Origin of the sequence: Cellulomonas sp. (assembly GCF_035634735.1) — a bacterium.
In the GTDB taxonomy this organism is placed as follows: domain Bacteria; phylum Actinomycetota; class Actinomycetes; order Actinomycetales; family Cellulomonadaceae; genus Cellulomonas.
In genome coordinates this window covers 1-3,272 of sequence record NZ_DASQCJ010000055.1, presented here as the reverse complement: position 1 = coordinate 3,272, position 3,272 = coordinate 1, and the positions used below count along the sequence as shown (strand labels likewise).

Here is a 3,272-nt window from a genome sequence, read left to right as displayed (position 1 = left end):
CTGACCTCGGTCATGAAGGAGATCGGCCAGGCCGTGTTCGACACGGTCAAGGAGGCCTCGGAGGGCAACTTCTCCTCCGACCCGTACGTCGGCACCCTGGAGAACGAGGGCATCGGCATCGCGCCGTTCCACGACTTCGACTCGGTGGTCACCGACGAGGTCAAGACGGCCGTCGAGGACCTGAAGGCCCAGATCATCTCCGGTGACCTGGTCGTGGAGTCCCCGAGCCAGAACTGACGCACCAGCACCGCGGTGGCCCGGGCAGCACGCCTGCCCGGGCCACCCGTGCGTTCACCCGCGCACCCGGGACCTTGCGGCTGTCAACGGCCGTCCGGTTTGGCCTAGTGTGCGCAGCGACACGATCGATCGAAGGAGCAGGCCCACGTGAAGCTGGAGCTGCGGGGGATCACCAAGCGTTTCGGCGCCCTGGTGGCGAACGACCACATCGACCTGGTGGTCGAGCCCGGCGAGATCCACGCGCTGCTGGGCGAGAACGGTGCCGGCAAGAGCACCCTGATGAACGTGCTCTACGGGTTCTACGACCCGGACGAGGGCCAGATCGTCGTCGACGACCGGCCCGTGGAGTTCGCCGGCCCCGGCGACGCGATGGCGGCGGGCATCGGCATGGTGCACCAGCACTTCATGCTGGTCCCGGTGTTCACCGTCGCGGAGAACGTCGTCCTGGGCTACGAGCCCGTGAAGGGCGGCGGCCTGCTCGACCTCGCCGCCGCGCGCCGCCGCGTCAAGGAGATCTCCGACCGGTTCGGGTTCGACGTCGACCCCGACGCCATGGTCGAGGACCTGCCGGTCGGGGCGCAGCAGCGCGTCGAGATCATCAAGGCGCTGTCCCGGGACGCGAAGGTGCTCATCCTCGACGAGCCGACCGCGGTGCTGACGCCGCAGGAGACCGACGAGCTCATCGCGATCATGCGGCAGCTCCGGGCGGCGGGCACGTCGATCGTCTTCATCACCCACAAGCTCCGTGAGGTCCGCGCCGTCGCGGACCGGATCACGGTCATCCGCCGCGGCAAGGTCGTCGGCAGCGCCCGGCCCGACGCCGCCGAGACCGAGCTGGCCTCGCTCATGGTCGGCCGCTCGGTGTCGCTCGGCGTCGACCGCGCGCCCGCGCAGGCCGGCGACGTCGCCCTGCAGGTGCGCAACCTGTCGGTGCTCGACGAGGCGGGCGTGCGCCAGGTCGACGACGTGTCGTTCGACGTGGCGCGCGGCGAGATCGTCGCCGTCGCCGGCGTGCAGGGCAACGGCCAGACCGAGCTCACCGAGGTCATCCTCGGCCTGCAGCAGCCGGTCGCCGGCTCGGTCGTGCTCGACGGCACGGAGCTCGTCGGCCGCACCGTCAAGCAGGTGCTCGACGCGGGCGTCGGGTTCGTGCCCGAGGACCGGACCGAGGACGGCGTGGTCGCCGACTTCTCGGTCGCCGAGAACCTCATCCTCGACCTGTACGACCGCGCCCCGTTCGCGCGCGGGATCTCGCTGGACCCGAAGAAGGTCCAGGCGAACGCCGAGCGCCGGACCGTCGAGTTCGACGTCCGGACCCCGTCGGTCGACGCGCACGCCGGGACGCTGTCCGGCGGCAACCAGCAGAAGGTCGTCCTGGCCCGCGAGATGTCGCGGCCCCTGCGGCTGTTCATCGCGTCCCAGCCGACCCGCGGCCTCGACGTCGGCTCGATCGAGTTCGTGCACCGGCGGATCGTGCAGGAGCGGGACACCGGCACCCCGGTGATCATCGTGTCGACCGAGCTCGACGAGGTGCTCGCCCTGGCGGACCGGATCGTCGTCATGTACCGCGGCCGCATCGTGGGCATCGTGCCCGGGGGCACCGACCGGGACGTGCTCGGCCTCATGATGGCCGGCGTCCCGCAGGCCGAGGCCGTCCAGCAGGCCGCGACCCACCACACCGTGCTCGGCGAGGCCGACATCGAGGCCTCCGAGGAGGAGAGCAAGTGAGCCAGGCGACCCCCGCCCCCGAGCAGCCGCCGGCCGGATCCACCGCGCCGGCGCGCCGCGACGACGGCCTCGAGTCCCGCGCCCAGGGCGCGCTGCGCGAAATGCTGGAGAGCAGCTGGCTGGTGACGGTCGCGGCCCTGGTGCTCGCGCTGGTCATCTCCGGCGTGCTGATCGCGGCCGCGGACAGCGCGGTGCAGGACGCCGCCGGGTACTTCTTCGCGCGGCCGGCGGACTTCTTCTCCGCCGCGTGGGACGCCGTCTGGGGCGCGTACGTCGCGCTGTTCCAGGGCGCGGTCTTCGACCCGGGGGCGTCCACCTTCGCCCGCGCGATCCGCCCGATCACCGAGACCATGACCTGGTCGGTCCCGCTGATCCTCGCCGGCCTGGGCCTGGGCATCGGCTTCCGCGCCGGCATGTTCAACATCGGTGCGCAGGGCCAGATCATCCTCGGCGCGATCTTCGCCGGGTACATCGGCTTCGCGTGGGACCTGCCCCCGGTGCTGCACCTGCTGCTCGCCGTGATCGGCGGCGTCATCGGCGGCGGCCTGTGGGCCGGCATCGCGGGCTACCTCAAGGCCCGGACCGGGGCCAACGAGGTGATCGTCACGATCATGCTGAACAACATCGCGATCTACCTGGTGGGCTACCTGCTCACCACGTCCGCGTTCAAGCGGGGCGACAGCAACAACCCGGTGTCGCCGCCGGTCGCGGGGACCGCGCTGTACCCGCAGCTGCTCGGCCCGCAGTTCCGGCTGCACCTCGGCTTCGTCGTCGCGATCCTCGCCGCCGTGTTCGTGTGGTGGCTGATGAACCGGTCGACGCTCGGGTTCGCGTTCCGTGCGGTCGGGTCCAACCCGAGCGCCGCGCGGACCGCGGGCATCAACGTCAACCGGATGTACCTGCTCGTGATGCTCGTCGCCGGCGGGCTCGCGGGCATGGCCGGGACCGCCCAGGTGCTCGGCACCGAGAAGGTGCTCACCGCCGGCATCGCGGCGAGCTTCGGCTTCGACGCGATCACCGTCGCCCTGCTCGGCCGGTCGAAGCCGCTCGGCACGTTCTTCGCCGGCCTGCTGTTCGGCGCGCTGCGCGCGGGCGGCTTCGCGATGCAGTCCCGCACCGGCACGCCGATCGACATCGTGCTGGTCGTCCAGTCCCTCGTCGTGCTCTTCATCGCGGCGCCCCCGCTGGTGCGCGCGGTGTTCCGCCTCCCGTCCCCCCGCGGTCCCGGCGCCCAGCCGGCCGAGCTCGCCGCGCCCGTCGTCAAGGAGGCCGCCGCGTGAGCGCCGTCGCCGCCCCCGCCCCCGCGC

The 3,272-nt window shown here is 72.0% G+C and carries 3 protein-coding genes; all 3 read left to right on the top strand.

Translation table 11 applies throughout. The features are described 5' to 3' along the window. On the top strand, positions 1-237 hold a 237-nt coding region (locus VER05_RS05345; protein WP_414647557.1), incomplete at its 5' end, for a BMP family lipoprotein. A 147-nt stretch (positions 238-384) separates the two neighbouring features. Beyond that, entirely contained in the window at positions 385-1,965 is a 1,581-nt protein-coding gene (locus VER05_RS05340; protein WP_324844354.1) for an ABC transporter ATP-binding protein, read from the top strand. Beyond that, positions 1,962-3,245, top strand: a complete 1,284-nt coding sequence (locus tag VER05_RS05335) for an ABC transporter permease (RefSeq protein WP_414647556.1) — start codon at positions 1,962-1,964, stop codon at positions 3,243-3,245. Before VER05_RS05340 ends, VER05_RS05335 begins: the two co-directional genes overlap by 4 nt. Positions 3,246-3,272: the final 27 nt, after the last annotated feature.